Source organism: Streptomyces sp. NPDC003027, assembly GCF_053591435.1.
On sequence record NZ_JBSFTU010000006.1, the window covers coordinates 54,683 to 77,869 of the forward strand.

Here is a 23,187-nt window from a genome sequence, read left to right on the forward strand (position 1 = left end):
GGGGGAGTAGCTGTGGCAGGGCAGCGCATCAGGGTCGTGATCGCCGACGACGAACCGTTGATCAGGGCCGGGATCCGGATGATCCTCACCTCGGACGCGGAGATCGAGGTCGTCGCGGAGGCCGCGAACGGCCGTGAGGCGGTGGAGGAGGCGCGGGCGCACGCCGCCGACGTGGTGCTGCTCGACATCCAGATGCCGGTGCTCGACGGGCTCTCCGCCCTGCCGGAGCTGCGCAGGGCCGCGCCGGCGGCGCGGGTGATCGTGCTGACGACCTTCGGTGAGCGGGAGAACGTGCTGAGGGCGCTGGAACACGGCGGCGCCGGATTCCTGCTCAAGGACACGGCGCCGGCCGAGCTGATCCGGGCGGTCCGGGCCGCGGCGGCCGGGGACGCGTATCTCTCACCGGCCGCCACCCGGCATGTGGTCGACCGTCTGGCCTCGGGACGGGAGGCGGCCCGCGCGGAAGAGGCCCGGGGGCGGGTGGCGGCGCTGAGTGAACGGGAGCGTGAGGTGCTCGCCCTGCTGGGAGAGGGACTCTCCAACGCGGAGGCGGGGAAGCGGCTCCACATGAGCGAGGCGACGGTGAAGACGTATGTGAGCCGGATCCTGGCCAAGCTGGGCTGCGAGAACCGGGTGCAGGCGGCGCTGCTGGCCCGGGACGCGGGGCTGTAGGGGGGCTGTAGCGGGGGCGCGCGCCGTCGTGGTGGCGGGGCGGTGGTGGGGCGGATCTCGCGGTGTCGTGGCGGGGCCGGTGGCCGCGTGGCGTCGTGGTGGCGGTGCGGTGGTCAGCGGAGGGCGTCGGGGATGCCGGCGGTGCCGGCGGCGTTGTAGCGCAGCAGATACGCGGCGAACTGGGCGAGGTCCTCGGCCGACCAGTCCTTGAGGCGTTCCTGGTAAGCGGCCAGACGGCTCGCCTGGGTGGAGGAGAGGACGGCGGTGCCCGCCTCCGTCGGGTGCAGGACCTGCACGCGGTGGTCGGCCGGATCCGGGCGGCGCTCGACCAGACCCAGCTTCTCCATACCCGCCACCTGTCGGCTGACCGTCGACTTGTCCAGCAGGTAGTGCGCGGCGAGGTCGGTGGCGCGGCAGCCCCGCTGGTCGACGATGTGCGCGAGCAGCGTGTACGAGACGAGCGGCAGCTCGGGATGGAGCCGTGCCGCTGCCGCGCGCGCCCGGCGGGCGAACGCCGTCAGCTCCCGCTGAATGATCTCGACGGATGACTCGCGCGCGCCGTCGGTCATGGTGCGCTCCTTCGCTGTGGGTCGCGGACCGTCCCGCTTCAGTTGTATAGTACAACGGTTGCTTAGTTGTAAAAGCCAACCATGGAGGTCTGTCCGTGTCCGCCCCACCCGCCCCCACCGGAACGAACGCCCCGGGCGCGCTGCGGCACGTCATCGGGCACCTGCTCACCCCGCTCCTGATGTGCGTCGGCATGGGACTCGCCTACCTCGGCGCCTTCCACGCCCCCCAACCCCACGACCTGCGCGTCGACGTTGTCGGCTCCGGACCCACCGCCCAGGTCCTCGCCCAGACCCTCCACGACAAGGGCGACGGCGCCCTCGACGTCCGCACCGTCACCGACCGGGACACCGCCGTCTCCGCCCTGCGCGAGCGGTCCAGCTTCGGCGCCTACATCCCCGGCCCGCGCCCCGAACTGCTCGTGGCCTCCGCATCCTCGGACACCAGCGCCATGGCGGTGGAGAAGGTCTTCACCAAGGTCGCCGCCGCGCAGGGCGCGCCGCTCACGGTGACCGACGTCGCCCCCGTCTCCGACGGAGACCCCACCGGGCAGGGCATCTTCTTCCTGCTCGTCGCCCTCAGCATCGGCTCCTACGCCTCCGTCGCCGTGATCGGCGGCGCCGGCGCGGTCCTGCCCCCGCGGATCCGGACACTGCTCGCCACCGGCATGTCGCTCGTCGTCAGCCTCATCGGCACGCTCTTCGCCGGACCCCTGTTCCACCTCGTCGACCAGGGCCTCGCCGGCGTCTGGGCCATGTCCTGGCTGTACTCGGCCGGCATCCTGCTGATCGGCGTCGGACTCCACACCTTCCTGCGCCGCTGGACCACCCTCGGCGTGATGGTGCTGTTCGTGATGCTCAACTTCACCAGCTCCGGCGGCATCTACCGGCCCGAACTCCAACCCGGCTTCTTCGGCGCCCTCCACGCCTTCTGGAACGGCGCCGGCTTCGTCGAGGGCGTCCGCAGTCACGTGTACTTCGACGGCCACGCCCTCGGCGGACACCTCCTGGTCCTCGCACTGTGGTTCCTCGCCGGAGTCGCCACTACCGCCCTCGCCGGACTGACCGAGACACGCCGCCGATCGCCCGGTGGCGCGTCCACCGACGCCCCCGCGGAGATCGAGGAGGAGATGGAAGAGGCCGTCGGCGTCTAGCCGTACCCCCGCGGGTCAGTGAGTTGTCCACAACGCATGGGTTGTCCACAGGGGAAGACGGCCCGAACAACCCGGCGGTACGGTCAGTTCGGTTGGTGTCGGACACCGCATCGGACAGGCGCGACAACGGGGGAGGACGTCCCATGGACGAGAACCAGGCAGCGGTACCCGGACAGCGGAGCACGGGCAGCGAGCGCATCCCACACGTACCAGGGTTCGCGGCGCGCACCGCCACAGGAGCGACGGACTCCCCCAAGCAACAGGGCAAGCGGCTGCGCGAACGCGTCCCGCGCTCCGCCCACAAGGAACTGTCACTGCCCGCCGGCCGGCCCGACGCCGTCCGCGCCGTCGAGGAGTCGAGCCGTGACCGCGTACCGGACCTCGCACCGATACGCGTCGGCAGAATGGCCGCGAGCCCCTTCGCCTTCCTGCGCGGCTCCGCCGGACTGATGGCCCACGACCTCACCGGCTCACCCGTCACCGGCATCGCCGCCCAGATATGCGGCGACGCCCACGCCGCCAACTTCGGCCTCTACGGCGACGCCCGCGGCGGGCTCGTCATCGACCTCAACGACTTCGACGAGACCGTCGTCGGCCCCTGGGAATGGGACCTCAAACGGCTGGCCACCTCCCTCGTCCTCGCCGGACGCGAGGTGGGCGCCGGCGAGGAGACCTGCCGGGCCGCCGCGTTCGACACCGCCGGCGCCTACCGCCGGACCATGCGACTGCTGGCCCGACTCCCCGCCCTCGACGCCTGGAACGCGATCGCCGACGAGGAACTCGTCTCCCACACCGACGCCCGAGACCTGATCGGCACCCTCGAACGGGTCTCGGAGCAGGCCAGGAACAACACCAGCGCCCGGTTCGCCGCCAAGGCCACCGAGACCGTCGCCCCCGAGGAAGGCGGCGGCCGGCGGTTCGTGGACGCGCCACCGGTACTGCGCCGGGTCCCGGACACGGAAGCGGCCGAGGTCGCCGCCTCCCTCGGCCCCTACCTCGAAACCGTCTCCGAGGACCGGCTGCCGCTCCTCGCGCGCTACGCCGTCCACGACGTCGCCTTCCGGGTCGTCGGCACCGGCAGCGTCGGCACCCGCTCCTACGTGGTGCTGCTGCTCGACCACCGGGGCGAGGCGCTCGTCCTCCAGGTGAAGGAAGCACGGCCCTCCGCCCTGCTCCCCCACCTCCCGGCCGTCGGCTTCACGGTCGACGACCCGGGGCACGAGGGACGGCGCGTGGTGCTCGGACAGAAACGGATGCAGGTCGTCAGCGACATCCTCCTCGGCTGGACCACCGTGCGGGGCCGCCCCTTCCAGGTGCGCCAGTTCCGCAACCGCAAGGGAAGCGTCGACCCGGCCGCCCTCACCCCGGACCAGCTCGACGACTACGGCCGCATGACCGGCGCGCTGCTGGCCCGAGCCCACGCACACAGCGCCGACCCACGGCTGATAGCCGGCTACTGCGGCAAGAACGAGGAGCTGGACGAGGCGATCACGGCGTTCGCCGTGGCGTACGCCGACCGCACCACGGCGGACCACGCCGAACTGGTGACGGCGGTGAACGACGGCCGTATCGCGGCCGAACTCGGCGTGTGACGGCCGCGGGCTCCCGACGGGGGCGCCCGAGGCCGACTGCCGACGGCCGACTGCCGATGGTCGGCTGAGTCCCGCCGACGACCGGCGGTCGGCTGAGTCGACCGCCGACGACCGGCGACGCAGGGCTGGGGGTGGGGAGGGGCGGGGGAGGGAGGGGGGAGGGGCCCCCGGGGACCGTAGGCTGGTGGGGTGACGAGCCGGAACGAGGACGTGGACGTGGACCGACACGCGGACCCAGCCGTGGATCCAGGCGCCGGACAGGGCCCCGATCAGGGGGCGGGTGCCGAGCGGCCCGAGGCGCGGCTGGAGAGGGCCGTGCGGGTGGCCGAGCAGGCGCTGATCGAGTTCGAGATCGCCCTGGAGACGTTCCGGGTGGAGGTGGAGAACTTCTCCCGGCTGCACCATCAGAAGCTCGGCCCGATGTATACGCGGCTCGACGAGCTGGACGCGCGGATCGCCGAGGCGCGGGCGGCCAGGAGCGGTGATCCGGAGGATCTGCGGCGGGCCCAGGAGGCGCGGGCGGCCGTCATGCCGATGCCCGGTGTGGACGAGCTCTTCCACGACTGGATGGACTCCGACGGCCTGTCCGCCGAGGCCGCCGCGATGCTGACCGAGCAGCCGGTGCAGCCGCCGAAGCGGGTCAGGCCGGGCGAGGAGGCCCGCAAGCTGTATCGCGAGCTGGTCCGCAAGGCTCACCCCGACCTGGCACGGGAGGATGACGAGCGCAAGCGGCGCGAGGAGTTCATCACCCGGGTGAACGCGGCGTACGCCCGCGGTGACGCGGCGATGCTCCGCGAGCTGTCCGAGGAGTGGGCGGCCGGTCCGGCGCCCGCCGAGGAGCGGCTCAGCGAGAGCGAGGAGCTGTACGCGCGTCTCGAGTGGCTGTCGCAGCGCAAGGAGCTGTTGAGCGTGGTCGCGCGTGAGCTGGAGGAGAGCGCGATCGGCGCGATGCTGCGGATGGCGCCCGACGACCCGGACCGGCTCCTGGAGGAGATCGCCGAGCAGCTGCTCGCGCAGGTGTCGGAGCGTGAGGCGGAGCTGGCCGGCCTGGTGCAGTAGTTTTTCAAGGAAGTTTTCCAAGGTGCTCGAGGTCGTTCGAGCGGCTGAGACGAGAGAAGGCACGTCCCATGAATTTCGCCCCGCTGCCCTCGGTGGACGCTGCCTCTGTGCCGGCCGATGCCCTGGTGCTGGATGTCCGGGAGGACGACGAGTGGGCGGCCGGTCATGTCGAGGGCGCCCTGCACGTTCCGATGAGCGATTTCGTGGCGCGCTTCGGTGAGGTGACGGAGGCGGTGGCCGATGGGCGCCGCGCGTATGTGATGTGCCGGGTGGGCGGTCGGTCGGCGCAGGTCACGCAGTATCTGGTGCAGCAGGGGATCGACGCGGTGAACGTCGACGGTGGCATGCTCGCCTGGGACGGTGCCGGGCGTCCGATGGTGACGGACAGCGGCAACCCGGCCTTCGTCCTCTGAGCGGTCCGGGGTTTCGCCCCTGAGCGGCCCGCGGGTCGGACTTTTCCGGCTTGCCGGTGTACCGGCTCCCTGCTGGAGACCAGCGCCGTCGCCATAAAGACCGCCCTTGCCGCTTCGGCGGCCGCCTGCTGTTCCTCGGTGAAGGTGAAGTCCACAGCCTTTCCCTTCCGTTGTCGCCCGTTGCGGGTTCATGGCGGCCCGTCGCCTGACGGGCCGCCACATAGAACACGTTCTAGGTGACGAGAAGAGCTGTGCCTGGAAGGGCGGTGTCAGCGGTCGAAGTCCAGCTCCACTTCCGCGGTGGCCGGGTGGGACTGGCACGCCAGGACGTATCCGGCTTCGGTCTCCTCCGGCTCAAGGGCGAAGTTGCGGTCCATCCGAACCTCGCCGTCGACCAGGAAGGCGCGGCAGGTGCCGCACACCCCGCCCTTGCAGGCGTAGGGGGCGTCGGCGCGGGCCCGCAGCACGGTGTCGAGGAGGGTCTCTCCCTCCTGTACGGGCCAGTTGCCGGAGCGGCCGTGCAGGGTGGCCGTCAGCGTGGCGTGGACGGGCGCGTCGGCGGTCGGCGCCGAGGCGGGTGCCGAGCCGTCGTCGACGTGGAAGATCTCCTGGTGGATCCTCCCGCGTTCCACGCCGAGTCCGCGCAGGGCGCGCTCGGCGCCCTGGACGAGGCCGAAGGGACCGCACAGGAACCAGCCGTCGATCTCGTCGACCGGCAGCAGGGCCGGCAGCAGGGCGGTGAGCCGGTCCTTGTCGAGCCGCCCGGACGGCAGGCCCGACTGCTGCTCCTCGCGGGAGAGGACGGTGACGAGCTGGAAGCGGTCGGGGAAGCCGTCCTTGAGGTCGGCGACCTCGTCGAGGAACATCGTGGACGACGCGGTGCGGTCGCTCCGGACGAGGCAGAACCGGGCTTCCGGCTCCTGGGCGAGCAGGGTGGCGGCCATGGAGAGGACCGGGGTGATGCCGCTGCCGCCGACGATGGCCGCGAAGTGCCCGGGCCGGGGCGCGAGGAGGAAGCGGCCCATCGGTTCCATGACCTCGACGGTGTCGCCGACGGCCAGTTCCTTGAGCGCGTACGTGGAGAACTCGCCGCCGTCGACCAGCCGGATGCCCACGCGCAGTACGGGATCCTGTCCGGCCGGGGCGGCCGGTGCGCAGATCGAGTACGTGCGGCGGATCTCCTCGCCGTTCGACGCGGTGCGGCGCAGGGCGAGGTGCTGGCCCGGGATGTGGCGGTAGGTCTCGCGCAGTTCGGGCGGGACCGCGAAGGTGACGGCCACCGAGTCGTCCGTGAGCTGCTCGACGTCGCTCACCCGGAGCGGATGGAACCCAGCCCGTCCGGCGCTTGAGGGCACCATCTACAACTCCTTGAAGTGGTCGAACGGTTCGCGGCAGGCGACGCACCGGCGCAGCGCCTTGCAGGCGGTGGAGGAGAAGCGGCTCAGCAGCTCGGTGTCGGTGGAGCCGCAGTGAGGGCAGCGGATCGCGAGGGTGAGCGGTACCGGTCCTGCGGCGGGGCCCTGGGGGCGGGGCGGCGCGATGCCGAAGTCGGCGAGTTTGCGCCGGCCTTCCTCGCTGATGTCGTCGGTCGACCAGGCGGGGGCCAGGACGGTGACGACGGAGACCTCCGGGATGCCGTGGTCGTGCAGCGCGCGCTCGATGTCCGTGGACATCGTCTCGATGGCGGGGCAGCCGGTGTACGTGGGGGTCAGCGCGATCTCGACCCTGCCGGGGCCGAGGACGCGGGCTCCCCGCAGGACGCCGAGCTCCTCCAGGGTGAGGACGGGCAGCTCCGGGTCGGGAACGGCGCCGGCGATCCGGCTGAGCTCCTCCTCCAGGGCTGTCATGGTCACCATGTCGCCCCCGGGTGGCTGCGGTGCAGGTGCTGCATCTCGGCCAGCATCCTTCCGAAGGACTCGGTGTGGAGTCCTTGCCGGCCGGCGCCCGCGCTCCAGGCGCCGCCGCGCGGCCCGTCGGGGAGGGTGAGGGTGGCGCGGTCGAGGACGGCGGTGACCGAGGCCAGCCAGGCGGTTTCCATGGCCTTGTGGTCGACGTCGAGTCCTTCGACGGGCTGGAACAGTTCGCCGGTGTAGCGCCACAGGGCGTCGCAGGCGCGCTGCATCCGGTCGTGGCTCTCGGCGGTGCCGTCGCCGAGGCGCAGGGTCCAGTGCTCGGCGTGGTCCTGGTGGTAGGCGACTTCCTTGACGGCCTTGCCGGCGAGGCCGGCCAGGGGGCTGTCGCCGGTCGCAAGCTGGGCGTAGAGGAGCCGCTGGTAGGTGGAGAAGTAGAGCTGGCGGGCGATGGTGTGGGCGAAGTCGCCGTTGGGCTGCTCGACGAGCTGGACGTTGCGGAAGGCTCGTTCCTCGCGGAGGTAGGCCAGTTCGTCCTCGTCTCCGACGAGGGAGAGCAGGACCCGGGCCTGGCCGAGGAGGTCGAGGGCGATGTTGGCGAGGGCGACGTCCTCTTCCAGGACGGGGGCGTTTCCCGCCCATTCCCCCAGGCGCTGGGAGAGCACCAGGGCGTCGTCGCCGAGGGCGAGGGCGGCCTGCGTGACCAGTGCGGTGTCGCTCACAGGTGCTTCACCCCCTCCGGGATGTCGTAGAACGTCGGGTGCCGGTAGGGCTTGTCCGCCGACGGCTCGAAGAAGGGGTCCTTCTCGTCCGGGGAGGAGGCGGTGATCTCGGTGGAGGGGACCACCCAGATCGACACGCCTTCGTTGCGGCGGGTGTAGAGGTCGCGGGCGTTGCGCAGGGCCATCTCCGCGTCCGGCGCGTGCAGGCTGCCCGCGTGGGTGTGGGACAGTCCGCGGCGCGATCGCACGAACACCTCCCACAGGGGCCATCCGTCGGTGGTCATGCCCGTGCCTCCCCGTCCTGCCGGTCCGTGCGCGTGCCGTGCTCGGCGTGCTCGGTGTTCTTGTCGTGCGCGGTGTGGCTTCCGTGCCTGTCGTGCCTGTCGTGCCTGTCGTGCTTCTCGTGCTTCTCGGCGTAGGCCGCGGCGGCCTGCCTGACCCAGGCGCCGTCCTCGTGGGCCTGGCGCCGCTTGTCGAGCCGCTGTTCGTTGCAGGGGCCGTTGCCCTTGAGGACTTCCCAGAACTCGGTCCAGTCGATCGGCCCGAAGTCGTAGTGGCCGCGCTCTTCGTTCCACCGCAGGTCCGGGTCGGGGAGGGTGAGTCCGAGGGCCTCGGCCTGGGGGACGGCGATGTCGACGAACCGCTGGCGCAGCTCGTCGTTGGAGTGCCGCTTGATCTTCCAGGCCATCGACTGGGCGGAGTGGGCCGACTCGTCGTCGGGCGGGCCGAACATCATCAGGGAGGGCCACCACCAGCGGTTGACGGCGTCCTGCGCCATCGCGTGCTGGGCCTCGGTGCCCTGGGAGAGGGCGAGCAGCGCTTCGTACCCCTGCCGCTGGTGGAAGGACTCCTCCTTGCAGATCCGGACCATCGCGCGGGCGTACGGGCCGTAGGAGCAGCGGCAGAGCGGGACCTGGTTGGTGATGGCCGCGCCGTCGACCAGCCAGCCGATGGCGCCGACGTCGGCCCAGGTCAGCGTGGGGTAGTTGAAGATCGAGGAGTACTTCTGGCGGCCGGAGTGGAGCTTGTCGAGGAGCTCGTCGCGGCTGGTGCCGAGCGTTTCGGCGGCGCTGTACAGATACAGGCCGTGGCCGGCCTCGTCCTGGACCTTCGCCATGAGGATCGCCTTGCGCCGCAGTGAGGGCGCGCGGGTGATCCAGTTGGCTTCCGGCTGCATGCCGATGATCTCGGAGTGGGCGTGCTGGGCGATCTGCCGGACGAGGGAGGCGCGGTAGGCGTCGGGCATCCAGTCGCGCGGCTCGATGCGCTCGTCGGCGGCTACGGCGGCGTCGAACACCGCTTCGTAGGCGGCCTGGGTCGCCTGCGTGGCCGCGGTGGTGGCCGGGCCCTGTCCGGCCCGCGCGTCCTGTGCGTCCGCGGTCGCTGTTGTCGCTGCCGTCCCTGCCGTCATCAGATCCCCTACCGACCGATCGTTCGGTTGAATGACTTCAATGGTGGGTCGACGGCCCGTATGGTGTCAACCCTGTGGATAAGGCGGTGGGCCGATCGGGATCGGGGCGGGATGGACGCGTACGACGACGGGGATGTGCGTGAGGGGCCCCGCGCGGGCGCCGGCATCGCCTCCCTGTCGCTGCCGTACCAGGTCATCGCCGCCGTCGCCCTGGCCGTGATCGGGGTCTTCGCCTGCGCCCACCTCGCGATGGTGTTCCTGCACGTCGCGCCCTCGAACACGCTGACCAAGCAGCACGGCGAGGCGGTCGACGGCTGGGTCTACCCCGAGTTCGAGCAGAACTGGAAGCTGTTCGCGCCCAACCCGCTCCAGCAGAACGTCGCCGTACAGGTCCGCGCCGAGGTCGTCGGCGACGACAGTGGCCGGCGCACCACCGGCTGGATCGATCTGTCCGCGCAGGACGCGGAGGCGATCCGCGGCAGCCTGCTGCCGAGCCACGTCGACCAGAACGAGCTCCGCCGGGCCTGGGACTTCTACCTCAACTCCCACACCGACGACCACCGGCCCAACGGTCTGCGCGGCCGGCTCTCCGAGAGCTACATGCGCCGGATCGTGATGCTCCGGCTCGATGAGCGGGATCTCGGCGGCACGGTGGAGCGGATACAGCTCCGCTCCTCGGTCCGCCCGATCCCGGCCCCGGTGTGGAGCACCGAGAAGATCGACACCGAACCGGTGTACCGGGAGGTCCCCTGGTGGACGGTGAGCGCGGCCGACCTGCCCGGCAGGACGCCGGCCGAGCGTACGGAGGCCGGCCGGTGAACCGACCAGCAGGAGGCGCGGCACGCGCCCGTGACGCCCGTGAGCCGTTCGACCGCCGGCTCGCCCGGGCCGTGCAGCGCGTCACCGCCTCGGCCCTCGGCCCGTACCAGACCGCCATCGTCCGGATCGGCTTCGCGCTCACCTGGCTGCTCTTCCTGCTGCGCGAGCTGCCCCACCGCCACGAGCTCTACGGGCCGGACGGCCCCTGGTCGTGGGAGATGGGACGGCAGCTGATCGCCGATAACAGTGCCTTCACGGCGCTGATGTGGTCGGACGGCCGGCTCTGGTTCGAGATCGTCTACGGACTCGCCGTCCTCTCCGCCGTCCTGCTGCTCCTGGGCTGGCACACCCGCGCCGTGTCCGTGGTCTTCATGGCCGGGGTGCTGTCCCTGCAGAATCGCTCCATCTTCGTGGGGGACGGCGGCGACAACGTCGTGCACCTCGCCGCGATCTATCTCGTCCTGACCCGCTGCGGCCAGGTCTGGTCCCTGGACGCCCGCCGAGCCGCACGGCACGAGCGCGAGGCCCGACAGGTCCGCAACACGCGAGTGGCCCCTGAGGCGCCTGAGGCCGGCGACCAACCGGCCCCGCCGACATCGCCACGGCGGCGCGATGTCGTGGGACCGCTGCTGTGGACCGTGCTCGGCGGCTTTCTGCTCGCCGCCACCGCCTTCTCCGACGTCACGGGCGAGCCCTGGCTGCTGGTGCTGCTGTGGGTGCTGTGGCTGGGCCATGGGCTGTGGTGGCTGGTGTGCCGCCTCGCGCCCGGTGAACCGCGCACGCTCCTCGATGTGCTGGCCAACCTCGCCCACAACGCCACGCTCGTCGTGATCATGGCCGAGGTCTGTCTGATCTACGCCACGGCCGGCTGGTACAAGATCCAGGGCTCGCGCTGGCAGGACGGCACCGCGCTGTACTACCCGCTCGAGCTGGACTACTTCACCCCCTGGCCGGCCCTCTCCGACCTGCTGGGCTCCAGCGGGGTGATGGTGATGGTGCTGACCTACGGCACCGTGCTCGTCCAGGTCGCCTTCCCCTTCACGCTCTTCAACCGCAAGGTCAAGAACGTCCTTCTGGTCGCGATGATGCTGGAGCACGCGGGGATCGCCGTGCTCCTGGGGCTCCCCGTCTTCTCGCTGGCGATGATCTCCGCGGACGCGGTGTTCCTGCCGACGGCGTTCCTGGTGGGGCTCGGCGCGGCGGTGGGCCGCGGCCGGGACCGGCTGCTGTCGCGGCTGCCCGGCGGTGCGGTGCCGAAGCAGCGCCGTACGGGTGAGGAGCCGGCCCGCCGTACCCTCGTCGGGTGAGCACCACCCACGAGAACCCCGAGGCCGGCGGGTCGACCGAGCCGATCCAGTACGACGACGGGTACGCGCCCGAGGTCGGTGTCGGTCCGCACCCTCGGCCCTGGCCCCAGGGTGAGCGCTACGACCCGGAGCTGCTGGCCGGTGGGGACCGGCGCAATGTCGTCGACCGCTACCGCTACTGGACGCGCGAGGCGATCGTCGCCGACCTGGACACCCGGCGGCACGACTTCCATGTGGCGGTGGAGAACTGGGGCCACGACTTCAACATCGGTTCGGTGGTGCGGACCGCCAACGCCTTTCTGGCCAAGGAGATCCACATCGTGGGGCGGCGGCGCTGGAACCGGCGCGGCGCGATGGTGACCGACCGCTACCAGCATGTGCGCCACCACCCGGACACCGAGTCGCTGACGGCCTGGGCGGCGGCCGAGGACCTGCCGATCATCGGGATCGACAACCTGCCGGGAGCGGTGCCCCTGGAGCGGACGGTGCTGCCGCGCCGCTGTGTGCTGCTCTTCGGCCAGGAGGGGCCCGGGCTCACGGAGGAGGCCCGCAAGCACGCGCTGATGGTGTGCTCGATCGCCCAGTTCGGCTCGACCCGGTCGATCAACGCGGGGGCGGCGGCCGCGATCGCCATGCACGCGTGGGTGCAGCGGTACGCCGAGATCACCGGCGGCCAGGGGGGTGGCACGGAGGCCCCGTAGGGCCCCCGCGCGCTGCCTCAGGCCTGGCGGCGGACCTCCACCACGCGGAAGCGGTTGGAGACGAACGCTCCGTCGCACAGGGCCGCGTTCGCGGCCGGGTTGCCGCCGGAGCCGTGGAAGTCGGAGAACGCGGCGGTCTGGTTGACGTAGACCCCGCCCGTCAGATTCAGCGAGAGCTGGGCCGACTCCTCCAGGCAGACCTCCTCGACCGCGCGCTCGGTGTCGGCGGAGGTGGTGTACGCGCCGACCGTCATCGCGCCCTTCTCGCGGACCGTGCGGCGCAGCAGTTCCAGGGCGTCGGCGGTCGAGTCGACCGAGACGGCGAAGGAGACCGGGCCGAAGCACTCGGAGAAGTACGCCGCCTCCGCGTCCGGCTTGGAGCCGTCCAGCTTCACGATGACGGGCGTACGGACGACGGCGTCCGGGAAGTCGGGGTTGGGCACCTCGCGGGAGGCGAGCGCGACCTCGCCGAGGTCGGCCGCGGCCTCCAGGCGCGCCTTCACATCGGGGTTGACCAGGGCGCCGAGCAGGGCGTTCGCCCGGGCGTCGTCGCCGAGGAGGCCGCCGACCGCCGCCGCGAGGTCGGCGACGACCTCGTCGTACGACTTGGGGCCCGCGTCGGTGGTGATGCCGTCCCGGGGGATCAGCAGGTTCTGCGGGGTGGTGCACATCTGGCCGCTGTACAGCGAGAGGGAGAACGCCAGGTTGGACAGCATGCCCTTGTAGTCGTCGGTGGAGTCGACGACGACGGTGTTGACGCCCGCCTTCTCGGTGTAGACCTGCGCCTGGCGGGCGTGGGTCTCCAGCCACTCGCCGAAGGCGGTGGAGCCGGTGTAGTCGATGATCCGGATCTCGGGGCGGACTGCCAGGGTCTTGGCGATGCCCTCGCCGGGCCGCTCCACGGCCAGTGCGACCAGGTTCGGGTCGAAGCCGGCCTCGGCGAGGACCTCACGCGCCACCCGGACCGTGAGGGCCAGCGGGAGGACGGCGCGCGGGTGCGGCTTGACCAGGACGGGGTTGCCGGTCGCGAGGGAGGCGAACAGGCCGGGGTAGCCGTTCCAGGTCGGGAAGGTGTTGCAGCCGATCATCAGCGCGATGCCGCGGGGAACGGGGGTGAACTCCTTGGTCAGCTCCAGCGGGTCCCGCTTGCCCTGCGGCTTGGACCAGTCGGCGGTGCCGGGGGTGCGGGTCTGCTCCGCGTACGCGTAGGCGACCGCTTCGAGGCCGCGGTCCTGGGCGTGCGGGCCGCCGGCCTGGAACGCCATCATGAACGCCTGGCCGCTGCTGTGCATGACGGCGTGCGCGAACTCATGGGTGCGAGCGGAGATCCGGGCGAGGATCTCCAGGCAGACCAGGGCGCGGGCCTCGGGCCCGGCGTCGCGCCAGGCGGCCATGCCGGCGCGCATGGCGGGCAGCAGGACGTCGATGTCGGCGTGCGGGTACTCCACACCGAGCGCGGGGCCGTACGGCGAGATCTCGCCGCCGGTCCAGCCGTCCGTGCCGGGCTGGTCCAGCTCGAAGCGGCTGTTCAGCAGCGCCTGGTACGCGGCGAGGCCGGCGGCCGCGTCCAGCGAGCCGTTCTCGCCGTACGCCTTGGGGTGCTCGGGGTGCGGCGACCAGTAGGCGCGGGTGCGGATGGTGTCGAGAGCCTGGTCCAGTGTGGACCGGTGCGTCGCGGCCAGGTGGTCGGTGGTCAGCTGAGCGGCGGCCATGGGCGCAACTCCTCGTCGAGCTGTGCAGGGGCAGGCGGACAGAGTTAGAGTAACCGAACGATCGGTCGGGACAAGGGGGTCTGTCGAAGCTGTGGACAACCCATCGGGGAGGATCAGTCGTATGACCGCCAATGTGAGCGACGCCGGGCCGGACACCTTCCCGGACAGCGTGCCGGACACCCGGACCGACGCCCTCGACCGGAGCCGTACCGTCGCCGTCGTCGGCACGGGCACGATGGGCCAGGGAATCGCCCAGGTCGCCCTGGTCGCCGGCCATCCCGTACGGCTCTACGACAGCGCTCCCGGCCGGGCCGAAGCGGCCGTGACGGCCCTCGCCGCCCGCCTGGACCGGCTGGTCGAGAAGGGCCGGCTGGACCCGGCCGAGCGGGACGGCGCGATCTCCCGGCTGCACGCCGCGGCCGATCTGACGGAGCTGGCCGACGCCGCGCTCGTCGTCGAGGCGATCGTCGAGGAACTCGCGGTCAAGCAGGGACTCTTCACCGAGCTGGAGAAGATCGTCGGCGATGACGCGCTGCTCGCCACCAACACCTCCTCCCTCTCGGTCACGGCCATCGCTGGAGTGCTGCGACTGCCGGGCCGGTTCGTCGGTCTGCACTTCTTCAACCCGGCCCCGCTGCTCCCGCTGGTCGAGGTCGTCAGCGGCTTCGCCACCGACCCGGCCGCTGCCACGCGCGCGTACGCCACGGCGAAGAGCTGGGGCAAGACGCCGGTGCGCTGCGCCGACACCCCCGGCTTCATCGTCAACCGCATAGCCCGGCCCTTCTACGCCGAGGCGCTGCGGGTGTACGAGGAGGGCGCGGCCGACCCGGCCACCATCGACGCCGCCCTGCGCGAGTGCGGCGGCTTCCGGATGGGGCCCTTCGAGCTGACCGACCTCATCGGCCAGGACGTGAACGAGGCCGTCACCCGGTCCGTGTGGGACTCCTTCCACCAGGACCCCAAGTTCACCCCGTCGCTCGCCCAGCGCCGACTGGTCGAGTCGGCGCGGCTCGGCCGCAAGTCGGGGCACGGCTGGTTCCCGTACGGGGAGGGCGCCTCGGCCCCCGAGCCGCATACGGCGCCGCCGGCCGAACCACCCGCCTCGGTGGTGGTGCAGGGCGAGATGTACCAGGCCGAACCGCTGGTCCGCGTGCTGCGGGAGACGGCCGTCGCGGTCGAGTTCCGGCAGGACGCGGTGCCCGGTTACCCGGGCTGGATCGAGCTCCCGAGCGGCACCCGGCTCTTCCTCGCCGACGGGACCGCCGCCGACGACGCGGCGATGCCGGTCATCCACTTCGATCTCGCGCTGGACTTCTCCACGTGCGAGCGGATCGTCCTCGCGCCCGCCGCCACCGTCGACGAGCGATCCCTCCAAGAGGCGATCGGGCTGTTCCAGGCGGCCGGCAAGAAGGTCAGCGTCATCAAGGACGTCCCCGGCATGATCGTCGCCCGTACGGTCGCGATGCTCGCGGACTTCGCCCTGGACGCCGCCACGCGCGCGGTGGCGGACGCGGACGACATCGACACCGCGATGCGACTCGGCGTGAACTATCCGCGCGGGCCCCTCGCCTGGGCCGCCGAGCTGGGCGCGGACTGGGTCCTGGAGACGCTGTCGAACCTCCACGAGGAGTACCCGACGGGCCGTTACGCCCCTTCCCAGGCGCTGCGGCGCCTGGTCGCCGCCGAGTCCGCCTCGGCGGAAGCGGCGGAATCGGCCGGCGGGGTGGAGCCGGTCGCGGCGAGCTCGGCCGATGGCGTGGCGCCGGTCGCGGCGGGCGGGGAGGGCTCGTCATGACCACCGTGAAGCGTGACACGTACACGCCCGAGACGCTGCTCTCCGTCGCCGTGCGGGTCTTCAACGAGCGCGGTTACGACGGCACGTCCATGGAGCACCTGTCCAAGGCCGCCGGCATCTCCAAGTCCTCGATCTACCACCATGTCGCCGGGAAGGAGGAGCTGCTGCGGCGGGCGGTCAGCCGGGCGCTGGACGGGCTCTTCGCCGTCCTCGACGAGCCCGGTGCCGGACAGGGCCGGGCCATCGAGCGGGTCGAGTACGTCACCCGGCGCACCGTCGAGGTGCTGACGGCGGAGCTGCCGTACGTCACGCTGCTGCTGCGGGTCCGCGGCAACACCAGGACCGAGCGGTGGGCGCTGGAGCGGCGCCGCGAGTTCGACCACAAGGTGGCCGAGCTGCTCAAGGCGGCGGTGGCCGACGGCGATCTGCGGGCCGACGTGGACATCAAGCTCGCCACCCGGCTCCTCTTCGGCATGATCAACTCGCTGGTGGAGTGGTACCGGCCGCACCCGGGTGCCGACGCGGAGCGCGAGCAGCTGGCCGACACCGTCGTCCACCTCGCCTTCGACGGGCTGCGCACGGCGCGCTGAGCGGTCCTCCAGCCCTTGCTCAGCGCGGGTGGTCGGGATCGAGGTCCGTCTCCTCGAAGACCAGCAGCGTGCGGGTGGAGAGCACTTCCGGGATCGACTGGATCCTGGTGAGGACGAGCTCCCGCAGAGTCCGGTTGTCCGGTGTGTGCACCAGCAGCAGGACGTCGAAATCACCGCTGACCAGAGCGATGTGGGCGGCTCCCGGCAGCGCCTGGAGCTGTTCGCGGACCGTGCGCCAGGAGTTCTGGACGATTTTCAGCGTGATGTAGGCGGAGGCGCCGTGGCCCGCCCGCTCGTGGTTCAGCCGGGCGCTGAAGCCGCGGATCACCCCATCGTCGATCAGCCGGTTGATCCGGGCGTAGGCGTTGGCCCGGGAGACATGGACCCGTTCGGCGACGGAGCGTATCGACGCGCGACCGTCCGTCTGCAGGATGCGCAGGATGGACCGGTCGATGGCGTCCAGCGGCCGCGTGGTCGGCCCCCGCTCCCCGTCGTCGGCCATTTGTTCATCCGCCATGTCCCCCCGCCTCTCTCCCATGGACGACCTGCCTCTATCCCAGGCTGTGGAGAACCGATTGTCCACAGGCTGAGGGCGCCTGTAGCCAAAATGCCTCCACGACCGAACAATCGGTAGGTGAGGCGCGCCACACTCGCGCCACCCGCCTTCGGGTCTTATGCCCGCTCCCACGAGGAGGTGGACTCGTTGCAACAGCGCAGTTCGACAGTCCAAGAGCCGCCCGCCGCCGCCCCCGCCTACCGGCCCACCCCGCCTCCGGCGTGGAAGCCGCGCACGGACCCCGCTCCGCTGCTGCCGGACGCCGAGCCGTTCCGGATCCTCGGCACGGACGCGGTGGCCGACGCCGACCCCGAGCTGCTGCGGCGGCTCTACGCGGAGCTGGTGCGCGGACGGCGGTACAACGCGCAGGCCACGGCCCTGACCAAGCAGGGCCGGCTCGCCGTCTACCCGTCGACCACCGGCCAGGAGGCGAGCGAGGTGGCCGCCGCCCTGGCGCTGGAGGACCGCGACTGGCTCTTCCCCTCGTACCGCGACACCCTGGCGGCCGTCGCCCGCGGCCTCGACCCCGTGGAGGCGCTGACTCTGCTGCGCGGGGACTGGCACACCGGGTACGACCCGCGTGAGCGCCGGATCGCCCCGCTCGCCACCCCGCTCGCCACCCAGCTTCCGCACGCGGTGGGCCTGGCCCACGCGGCCCGGCTCAAGGGCGACGACGTGGTCGCGCTCGCCATGGTCGGCGACGGCGGCACCAGCGAGGGCGACTTCCACGAGGCGCTGAACTTCGCGGCCGTCTGGCAGGCACCCGTGGTGTTCCTGGTGCAGAACAACGGCTTCGCGATCTCCGTACCGCTCGCCAAGCAGACGGCCGCGCCGTCCCTGGCCCACAAGGCCGTCGGTTACGGCATGCCGGGCCGGCTCGTCGACGGCAACGACGCCGTCGCCGTCCACCAGGTGCTGGCCGAGGCCGTGGCACGCGCGCGGCGGGGCGGTGGACCGACGCTGGTCGAGGCCATCACGTACCGCATCGACGCCCACACCAACGCCGACGACGCCACCCGCTACCGCGGTGACAGCGAGGTCGAGGCCTGGCGGGCCCACGACCCGATCCTGATCCTGGAACGGGAACTGACGGAGCGCGGGATCCTCGACGAGGACGGGAAGCGGGCCGCGGCCGACGCCGCCGAGACGATGGCGGCGGCGCTGCGCGAGCGGATGAACGCCGACCCGGTGCTGGACCCGATGGACCTGTTCGCGCACGTGTACGCCGAGCAGACGACACAGCTGCGCGAGCAGGCGGCGCAGCTGCGGGCCGAACTCGACGCCGAGAGCGAGGCGTGATGACCACCGCGCAGAAGACGGCGGGCCGGGCCGCGACCAAGCCCGCCACCATGGCTCAGGCGCTGCAGCGGGCCATGCGCGACGCGATGGCCGAGGACCCGGCGGTCCACGTCCTCGGAGAGGACGTCGGCACGCTCGGCGGGGTCTTCCGGGTCACCGACGGCCTCGCCAAGGAGTTCGGCGAGGACCGGTGCACGGACACCCCGCTGGCCGAGGCGGGCATCCTCGGCACGGCGGTCGGCATGGCGATGTACGGGCTGCGGCCGGTCGTCGAGATGCAGTTCGACGCCTTCGCCTACCCGGCGTTCGAGCAGCTGATCAGCCATGTCTCGCGCATGCGGAACCGTACCCGCGGTGCGATGCCGATGCCGCTGGTGGTCCGGGTGCCGTACGGCGGCGGTATCGGCGGCGTCGAGCACCACAGCGACTCCTCCGAGGCGTACTACATGGCGACTCCGGGGCTCCATGTCGTCACGCCGGCCACCGTGGAGGACGCCTACGGGCTGCTGCGGGCGGCCATCGCCTCCGACGACCCGGTGGTCTTCCTGGAGCCCAAGCGGCTCTACTGGTCCAAGTCCGACTGGTCGCCCGAGGCGCCGGCGGCGGTGGAGCCGATCGGCCGGGCGGTGGTGCGGCGCAGTGGCCGCAGCGCCACGCTGATCACGTACGGGCCGTCCGTGCCGGTCTGTCTCGAGGCGGCGGAGGCCGCGCGGGCGGAGGGATGGGACCTGGAAGTGGTCGATCTGCGTTCGCTGGTGCCCTTCGACGACGAGACGGTCTGCGCGTCGGTGCGGCGCACGGGGCGGGCGGTCGTGGTGCACGAGTCGGCCGGATTCGGCGGGCCCGGCGGCGAGATCGCGGCCCGCGTGACCGAGCGGTGCTTCCACCACCTGGAGGCGCCGGTGCTGCGAGTCGCCGGATTCGACATCCCGTACCCGCCGCCGATGCTGGAGCGGCACCATCTGCCGGGTGTGGACCGGGTCCTCGACGCGGTGGCGCGGTTGCAGTGGGAGGCGGCGAGCTGATGGCCCAGGTGCTCGAATTCAAGCTGCCGGACCTCGGTGAGGGGCTGACCGAGGCGGAGATCGTGCGCTGGCTGGTGAACGTCGGTGACGTCGTCGCCATCGACCAGCCGGTCGTCGAGGTGGAGACCGCCAAGGCGATGGTGGAGGTGCCGTGCCCCTACGGCGGTGTGGTGACGGCCCGGTTCGGTGACGAGGGCACGGAACTGCCGGTCGGGGCGCCGCTGCTGACGGTCGCGGTGGGGGGCACGGAGGGCTCGGGCGCCCCGGGTCCGACCGCGACGTCCACCGGCTCGCCCGCCTCCGGCGACGCGCCCGCTCCTGCCGGCTCGGCCGCCGACGCCGAGTCGTCGGAGTACTCCGGCAACGTCCTGGTCGGCTACGGGACGGCAGGCCCCACGGCCCGGCGCCGCCGGGTCCGCCGCGACGACCCCGCCGTGGCGACGACGGCACCGGCCGGAGCGGAGCCCGTACGGACCGGCGGCGCACAGCCGGGCACCTCGGCCTCCCCTGCGCCCCTCGCCTCCCCCGCCGGTTCGGCGCGCGGGAACGGCGCCTCCCCCGTGGCCGGTGGCCACGACGGGCCCGTGCCGGTGATCTCGCCCCTCGTGCGCAAGCTGGCCCGGGAGCGCGGGCTCGACCTGCGGAAGGTGCGTGGGTCGGGGCCGGAAGGACTGATCCTGCGGGTGGACGTGGAGAGCGCCCTGGCGGCCGCCACGACCGGGGCGAGCGCTGACGCGGCCCCGGCCGCCCCGGTCGCCGCGCCGTCCGTCGCAGCCGTCGGCGGTGAGCGGATCCCGCTGCGCGGGGTCAGGGGCGCCGTCGCCGACAAGCTCAGCCGAAGCCGTACGGAGATCCCCGACGCGACCTGCTGGGTCGACGCCGACGCGACCGAGCTCATGGCGGCCCGGGCGGCGATGAACGCGGCGGGGGGCCCCAAGATCTCGCTGCTCGCGCTCCTCGCCCGGATCTGCGCGCACGCGCTCGCCCGCTACCCCGAGCTCAACTCCACCGTGGACACGGCGGCTCGGGAGATCGTGCGGCTGCCGTCCGTGCACCTCGGCTTCGCGGCCCAGACCCCCCGCGGTCTGGTCGTCCCCGTGGTCAGGGACGCGGGCACGCGCACGGCGGAGTCGCTGACGGCGGAGTTCGCGCGGCTGACCGAGTCGGCTCGGCAGGGGACGCTGACGCCGGCGGACCTGACCGGCGGGACGTTCACGCTGAACAACTACGGGGTGTTCGGGGTCGACGGTTCCACGCCGATCATCAACCACCCCGAGGCGGCGATGCTCGGGGTGGGCCGGATCATCCCGAAGCCGTGGGTGCACCAGGGCGAACTGGCCGTCCGCCAGGTCGTCCAGTTGTCGCTCACGTTCGACCACCGGGTCTGCGACGGCGGCACGGCGGGCGGCTTCCTCCGCTACGTCGCGGACTGCGTGGAACAGCCCGCGGTCCTGCTCCGCACCGTCTGACCCCCTGCGGGCGGGGGCGGGTCCCACGGCCCGTCCCGCCCGCACGACGCCTCATCGGCCGGCCCCGGACGTCTCCGTCCTTGAGACGTCGATGATCATCGGGCTCCAAGCGGGCGGGCGCGGCTCATACTGCTGGGATGACGACCGCGTATGACGCCATCGTGCTGGCCGGAGGGGCGGCCAGACGGCTCGGCGGGGTGGACAAGCCCCAGGTGCGGGTCGGCGGCCGGGCGCTGCTCGACCGGGTGCTCGCCGGCTGCCGGGGAGCCGGGCGGACGGTCGTCGTCGGCAGCCGACGGGAGACCGTACGGCCCGTGGAGTGGACCAGGGAGGAACCGCCCGGCGGCGGGCCGCTGGCCGCGCTGGACGCCGGGGTACGAGGGGTGACGGCGGGTACGGTGCTCGTCCTCTCGGCCGATCTGCCCTTCCTGGACGAGAAGACCGGCCACCGTCTCCTGGACGCCTTGGCCGAGGACCAGGCCCCGCGGACTCCCGAACCCGAGCCCGAACCCGAGCCCGAGCCCGAAGCCGAACCCGAGCACGAGCACGAGCTCGAACCCGAAGCCGCCGTGCTGGTCGACAGCGAAGGGCGGGACCAGCCGTTGGTCGCCGCCTATCGCACCGAGCCGCTCCGGCGTGAGCTCGCTCTCATCGCCGCCGAGCACGGCACCCTCACCGGCCTCCCGCTGCGTCTGCTCACGCGAAGGCTCCGTACCGTCCGGGTCACCGCGGAGCCCCTGGCCTCCTTCGACTGCGACACCTGGGAGGACATTGCCACGGCCCGGGCCCGGATCAGGGAGCATGGGAACGTGCTGGACGAATGGATCACCGCAGTCAAGGACGAGCTGGGTCTCGAGATCGACGTCGACACCGGCGTCCTGCTCGACCTGGCCCGTGACGCCGCCCATGGGGTCGCCCGCCCCGCCGCGCCGCTGACCACGTTCCTGGTCGGGTACGCGGCGGCCCAGGCCGCCGCCGGTGGCGAAGGGGGATCCCAGGCCGTCGCCGAGGCGGCCCGCAAGGCCGCCGCGCTCGCCCGCCGCTGGGCCGCCGAGGCGGAGCAGGACTCGGCCGGATGACCCCGCAGGAGCGCACCACACCCGTCTCCCAGGACGCCACCCAGCCCGCCGCGGACACCGAGCCCCAGCGGCGCCCCGAGTCCGACGGCGACGGCGTCGACGAGGCGCTCGCCCTCGTCGCCCGGCCCCGGCCCGCGGAGTCCCACCGCGCCACCCCGTGGTCCGACGCGCGGGCCGTCGCCGCCCGCGCCGGAGCGGCGGCCGGGGCCGGTCGCGCGGCGCGAAGCGTCCCCCTCGGGCAGGCGCTCGGGCAGGTGCTCGCCGAGCCGCTGCGCGCCCTCACCGATCTGCCGTCCTTCGACACCTCCGCCATGGACGGCTGGGCGGTCGCGGGCCCCGGCCCCTGGGAGATCCACGAGACGGAAGCGGTACTCGCCGGCCGGACGCCCACCGCCGCGCTCGCCGACGGCACGGCGGTGCGGATCGCCACCGGCGCCCGGATCCCGGCCGAGACGACGGCGGTCCTGCGCAGCGAGCACTCCCGTACCGACTCCGGCGGCCATCTGCACGCCCTGCGTCCGGTCGTCCAGGGCCAGGACATCCGTCCCCGGGGCCAGGAGTGCCGTTCCGGCGACCAGTTGCTGCCCGCCGGCGCGACGGTCTCTCCGGCGGTCCTCGGCCTCGCCGCCGCCGCCGGATACGACGAGCTGCGCACACGGCTCCGGCCTCGCGTGGAGATCCTGGTCCTGGGCGACGAGCTGCTCACCGCCGGACGCCCCCACGACGGCCTGATCCGTGACGCGCTCGGCCCCATGCTCGGCCCGTGGCTGAGCGCGCTGGGCGCCGAGGTCCTCGCCACCCGCCGGATCGGCGATGACGCCGACGCCCTCCACGCGGCCGTCACCGGCTCCGAGGCCGACCTGGTCATCACCACCGGAGGCACGGCCGCCGGCCCCGTCGACCATGTCCATCCCGTCCTGGCCAAGGCGGGAGCCGCCCTGCTCGTGGACGGCGTGAAGGTCCGCCCCGGTCACCCCATGCTCCTCGCCCGCCTCGATCCCGGCCCCTCGGACAGGCAGGGCGGGCCGGTCAGGCATCTGGTCGGGCTGCCCGGGAATCCGCTGGCCGCCGTCTCCGGCCTCCTCACGCTCGCCGAGCCCTTGCTCCGCGCGCTGGCGGGAGTCCCGGTCCCCCCGCCGTACCGCGTACCCGTACGCGACGAGGTGCACGGCCACCCCCATGACACCCGGCTCGTCCCGGTCGTCCACCACGGAGACCGGGCGGTGCCGCTTCACTACAACGGTCCGGCGATGCTTCGAGGCATCGCGGCGGCGGACGGCATGGCCGTCGTGCCTCCCCGCGGTGCGCGGCCCGGTGACGCCCTGGAGATCCTCGACCTCCCCTGGACGGTGGCCCCCGCCCAGGACGCGTCACAAGGAGTGTGTTTCACGTGAAA

At 72.5% G+C, this 23,187-nt stretch carries 23 protein-coding genes; 15 read left to right on the top strand and 8 right to left on the bottom strand.

What is annotated here, in order from left to right:
• Positions 1-12: 12 nt before the first annotated feature.
• Positions 13-672 carry a response regulator transcription factor gene (locus tag ACWDX6_RS07020; RefSeq protein WP_451483909.1) on the top strand — a complete coding sequence of 220 codons (660 nt, stop codon included), beginning with the start codon at positions 13-15 and terminating at the stop codon, positions 670-672.
• Positions 673-785: 113 nt separating this feature from the next.
• On the opposite strand, the gene ACWDX6_RS07025 is transcribed toward ACWDX6_RS07020, so the two are convergent.
• Positions 786-1,241: a MarR family winged helix-turn-helix transcriptional regulator gene (locus tag ACWDX6_RS07025; RefSeq protein WP_451483910.1), complete on the bottom strand. Its 456-nt coding sequence runs from the start codon at positions 1,239-1,241 to the stop codon at positions 786-788.
• 95 nt (positions 1,242-1,336) lie between these two features.
• On the opposite strand from ACWDX6_RS07025, the gene ACWDX6_RS07030 reads away from it, so the two are divergent.
• From ACWDX6_RS07030 to ACWDX6_RS07045, 4 genes are all read left to right on the top strand, one after another.
• Complete coding sequence (locus ACWDX6_RS07030; RefSeq protein ID WP_451483911.1) at positions 1,337-2,392, top strand: hypothetical protein; 1,056 nt, start codon at positions 1,337-1,339, stop codon at positions 2,390-2,392.
• 143 nt (positions 2,393-2,535) lie between these two features.
• On the top strand, positions 2,536-3,984 hold the full coding sequence (locus ACWDX6_RS07035) for a DUF2252 domain-containing protein (RefSeq protein WP_451483912.1): 1,449 nt from the start codon (positions 2,536-2,538) through the stop codon (positions 3,982-3,984).
• Positions 3,985-4,224: 240 nt separating this feature from the next.
• Positions 4,225-5,043 carry a hypothetical protein gene (locus tag ACWDX6_RS07040; RefSeq protein ID WP_451484019.1) on the top strand — a complete coding sequence of 273 codons (819 nt, stop codon included), beginning with the start codon at positions 4,225-4,227 and terminating at the stop codon, positions 5,041-5,043.
• 68 nt (positions 5,044-5,111) lie between these two features.
• A complete protein-coding gene (locus ACWDX6_RS07045) occupies positions 5,112-5,456 on the top strand; it encodes a rhodanese-like domain-containing protein (RefSeq protein ID WP_451483913.1) in 345 nt (114 codons plus the stop codon).
• Positions 5,457-5,725: 269 nt separating this feature from the next.
• On the opposite strand, the gene ACWDX6_RS07050 is transcribed toward ACWDX6_RS07045, so the two are convergent.
• Genes ACWDX6_RS07050 through paaA form a run of 5 tightly spaced genes read right to left on the bottom strand, consistent with a single transcriptional unit; the run spans position 5,726 to position 9,439 of the window.
• Positions 5,726-6,814 (bottom strand): 2Fe-2S iron-sulfur cluster-binding protein, encoded by a 1,089-nt coding sequence (locus tag ACWDX6_RS07050; protein ID WP_451483914.1) that lies wholly within the window; start codon positions 6,812-6,814, stop codon positions 5,726-5,728.
• Positions 6,815-7,312 carry a 1,2-phenylacetyl-CoA epoxidase subunit PaaD gene (paaD, locus tag ACWDX6_RS07055; protein WP_451483915.1) on the bottom strand — a complete coding sequence of 166 codons (498 nt, stop codon included), beginning with the start codon at positions 7,310-7,312 and terminating at the stop codon, positions 6,815-6,817.
• Positions 7,306-8,028, bottom strand: coding sequence for a 1,2-phenylacetyl-CoA epoxidase subunit PaaC (gene paaC / locus ACWDX6_RS07060; protein WP_451483916.1), 723 nt, complete (start codon positions 8,026-8,028; stop codon positions 7,306-7,308). Before paaC ends, paaD begins: the two co-directional genes overlap by 7 nt.
• The gene (gene paaB / locus ACWDX6_RS07065; protein WP_451483917.1) at positions 8,025-8,312 is read right to left on the bottom strand and encodes a 1,2-phenylacetyl-CoA epoxidase subunit PaaB; all 288 of its coding nucleotides are present in this window, start codon (positions 8,310-8,312) and stop codon (positions 8,025-8,027) included. The genes paaC and paaB overlap by 4 nt, the downstream gene beginning before the upstream one ends.
• Positions 8,309-9,439 carry a 1,2-phenylacetyl-CoA epoxidase subunit PaaA gene (gene paaA / locus ACWDX6_RS07070; RefSeq protein WP_451483918.1) on the bottom strand — a complete coding sequence of 377 codons (1,131 nt, stop codon included), beginning with the start codon at positions 9,437-9,439 and terminating at the stop codon, positions 8,309-8,311. Before paaA ends, paaB begins: the two co-directional genes overlap by 4 nt.
• 111 nt (positions 9,440-9,550) lie before the next feature.
• Between paaA and ACWDX6_RS07075 the strand changes: the two genes are divergently transcribed.
• Genes ACWDX6_RS07075 through ACWDX6_RS07085 form a run of 3 tightly spaced genes read left to right on the top strand, consistent with a single transcriptional unit; the run spans position 9,551 to position 12,266 of the window.
• Positions 9,551-10,258 carry a DUF5819 family protein gene (locus ACWDX6_RS07075; protein WP_451483919.1) on the top strand — a complete coding sequence of 236 codons (708 nt, stop codon included), beginning with the start codon at positions 9,551-9,553 and terminating at the stop codon, positions 10,256-10,258.
• Positions 10,255-11,565 (top strand): HTTM domain-containing protein, encoded by a 1,311-nt coding sequence (locus tag ACWDX6_RS07080; RefSeq protein ID WP_451483920.1) that lies wholly within the window; start codon positions 10,255-10,257, stop codon positions 11,563-11,565. Before ACWDX6_RS07075 ends, ACWDX6_RS07080 begins: the two co-directional genes overlap by 4 nt.
• On the top strand, positions 11,562-12,266 hold the full coding sequence (locus ACWDX6_RS07085; RefSeq protein WP_451483921.1) for a TrmH family RNA methyltransferase: 705 nt from the start codon (positions 11,562-11,564) through the stop codon (positions 12,264-12,266). The genes ACWDX6_RS07080 and ACWDX6_RS07085 overlap by 4 nt, the downstream gene beginning before the upstream one ends.
• 17 nt (positions 12,267-12,283) lie before the next feature.
• Here the strand turns inward: ACWDX6_RS07085 and paaN are convergent, their stop codons facing one another.
• On the bottom strand, positions 12,284-13,978 hold the full coding sequence (gene paaN / locus ACWDX6_RS07090; RefSeq protein WP_451483922.1) for a phenylacetic acid degradation protein PaaN: 1,695 nt from the start codon (positions 13,976-13,978) through the stop codon (positions 12,284-12,286).
• 235 nt (positions 13,979-14,213) lie between these two features.
• On the opposite strand from paaN, the gene ACWDX6_RS07095 reads away from it, so the two are divergent.
• Together ACWDX6_RS07095 and ACWDX6_RS07100 are read left to right on the top strand one after the other, a co-directional pair.
• The gene (locus ACWDX6_RS07095) at positions 14,214-15,773 is read left to right on the top strand and encodes a 3-hydroxyacyl-CoA dehydrogenase (RefSeq protein WP_451484020.1); all 1,560 of its coding nucleotides are present in this window, start codon (positions 14,214-14,216) and stop codon (positions 15,771-15,773) included.
• Positions 15,770-16,363 carry a TetR/AcrR family transcriptional regulator gene (locus tag ACWDX6_RS07100; RefSeq protein WP_451483923.1) on the top strand — a complete coding sequence of 198 codons (594 nt, stop codon included), beginning with the start codon at positions 15,770-15,772 and terminating at the stop codon, positions 16,361-16,363. The genes ACWDX6_RS07095 and ACWDX6_RS07100 overlap by 4 nt, the downstream gene beginning before the upstream one ends.
• A 19-nt stretch (positions 16,364-16,382) precedes the next feature.
• Here the strand turns inward: ACWDX6_RS07100 and ACWDX6_RS07105 are convergent, their stop codons facing one another.
• Positions 16,383-16,880, bottom strand: a complete 498-nt coding sequence (locus ACWDX6_RS07105; protein WP_451483924.1) for an Lrp/AsnC family transcriptional regulator — start codon at positions 16,878-16,880, stop codon at positions 16,383-16,385.
• 177 nt (positions 16,881-17,057) lie between these two features.
• On the opposite strand from ACWDX6_RS07105, the gene pdhA reads away from it, so the two are divergent.
• The 5 genes from pdhA (at position 17,058) to ACWDX6_RS07130 (ending at position 23,185) form a co-directional block, all read left to right on the top strand.
• The gene (pdhA, locus tag ACWDX6_RS07110) at positions 17,058-18,218 is read left to right on the top strand and encodes a pyruvate dehydrogenase (acetyl-transferring) E1 component subunit alpha (RefSeq protein WP_451484021.1); all 1,161 of its coding nucleotides are present in this window, start codon (positions 17,058-17,060) and stop codon (positions 18,216-18,218) included.
• The gene (locus ACWDX6_RS07115; RefSeq protein WP_451483925.1) at positions 18,218-19,243 is read left to right on the top strand and encodes an alpha-ketoacid dehydrogenase subunit beta; all 1,026 of its coding nucleotides are present in this window, start codon (positions 18,218-18,220) and stop codon (positions 19,241-19,243) included. Before pdhA ends, ACWDX6_RS07115 begins: the two co-directional genes overlap by 1 nt.
• Entirely contained in the window at positions 19,243-20,712 is a 1,470-nt protein-coding gene (locus ACWDX6_RS07120; RefSeq protein ID WP_451483926.1) for a dihydrolipoamide acetyltransferase family protein, read from the top strand. Before ACWDX6_RS07115 ends, ACWDX6_RS07120 begins: the two co-directional genes overlap by 1 nt.
• 137 nt (positions 20,713-20,849) lie before the next feature.
• Positions 20,850-21,791 carry a DUF6457 domain-containing protein gene (locus ACWDX6_RS07125; protein WP_451483927.1) on the top strand — a complete coding sequence of 314 codons (942 nt, stop codon included), beginning with the start codon at positions 20,850-20,852 and terminating at the stop codon, positions 21,789-21,791.
• Positions 21,788-23,185 carry a molybdopterin molybdotransferase MoeA gene (locus ACWDX6_RS07130; RefSeq protein WP_451483928.1) on the top strand — a complete coding sequence of 466 codons (1,398 nt, stop codon included), beginning with the start codon at positions 21,788-21,790 and terminating at the stop codon, positions 23,183-23,185. Before ACWDX6_RS07125 ends, ACWDX6_RS07130 begins: the two co-directional genes overlap by 4 nt.
• Positions 23,186-23,187 lie beyond the last annotated feature (2 nt).

Bases quoted from the DNA above. Each gene is read 5' to 3' on its own strand.
- ACWDX6_RS07100 (WP_451483923.1), top strand. From the start codon at position 15,770: ATGACCACCGTGAAGCGTGACACGTACACGCCCGAGACGCTGCTCTCC.
- ACWDX6_RS07035 (WP_451483912.1), top strand. From the start codon at position 2,536: ATGGACGAGAACCAGGCAGCGGTACCCGGACAGCGGAGCACGGGCAGC.
- ACWDX6_RS07125 (WP_451483927.1), top strand. From the start codon at position 20,850: ATGACGACCGCGTATGACGCCATCGTGCTGGCCGGAGGGGCGGCCAGA.
- paaA (WP_451483918.1), bottom strand. From the start codon at position 9,439: ATGACGGCAGGGACGGCAGCGACAACAGCGACCGCGGACGCACAGGAC.
- paaN (WP_451483922.1), bottom strand. From the start codon at position 13,978: ATGGCCGCCGCTCAGCTGACCACCGACCACCTGGCCGCGACGCACCGG.
- ACWDX6_RS07050 (WP_451483914.1), bottom strand. From the start codon at position 6,814: ATGGTGCCCTCAAGCGCCGGACGGGCTGGGTTCCATCCGCTCCGGGTG.
- paaD (WP_451483915.1), bottom strand. From the start codon at position 7,312: ATGGTGACCATGACAGCCCTGGAGGAGGAGCTCAGCCGGATCGCCGGC.
- ACWDX6_RS07130 (WP_451483928.1), top strand. From the start codon at position 21,788: ATGACCCCGCAGGAGCGCACCACACCCGTCTCCCAGGACGCCACCCAG.
- ACWDX6_RS07105 (WP_451483924.1), bottom strand. From the start codon at position 16,880: ATGGCGGATGAACAAATGGCCGACGACGGGGAGCGGGGGCCGACCACG.
- ACWDX6_RS07095 (WP_451484020.1), top strand. From the start codon at position 14,214: ATGGGCCAGGGAATCGCCCAGGTCGCCCTGGTCGCCGGCCATCCCGTA.
- ACWDX6_RS07115 (WP_451483925.1), top strand. From the start codon at position 18,218: ATGACCACCGCGCAGAAGACGGCGGGCCGGGCCGCGACCAAGCCCGCC.
- paaB (WP_451483917.1), bottom strand. From the start codon at position 8,312: ATGACCACCGACGGATGGCCCCTGTGGGAGGTGTTCGTGCGATCGCGC.
- ACWDX6_RS07045 (WP_451483913.1), top strand. From the start codon at position 5,112: ATGAATTTCGCCCCGCTGCCCTCGGTGGACGCTGCCTCTGTGCCGGCC.
- ACWDX6_RS07025 (WP_451483910.1), bottom strand. From the start codon at position 1,241: ATGACCGACGGCGCGCGCGAGTCATCCGTCGAGATCATTCAGCGGGAG.
- ACWDX6_RS07120 (WP_451483926.1), top strand. From the start codon at position 19,243: ATGGCCCAGGTGCTCGAATTCAAGCTGCCGGACCTCGGTGAGGGGCTG.
- ACWDX6_RS07075 (WP_451483919.1), top strand. From the start codon at position 9,551: ATGGACGCGTACGACGACGGGGATGTGCGTGAGGGGCCCCGCGCGGGC.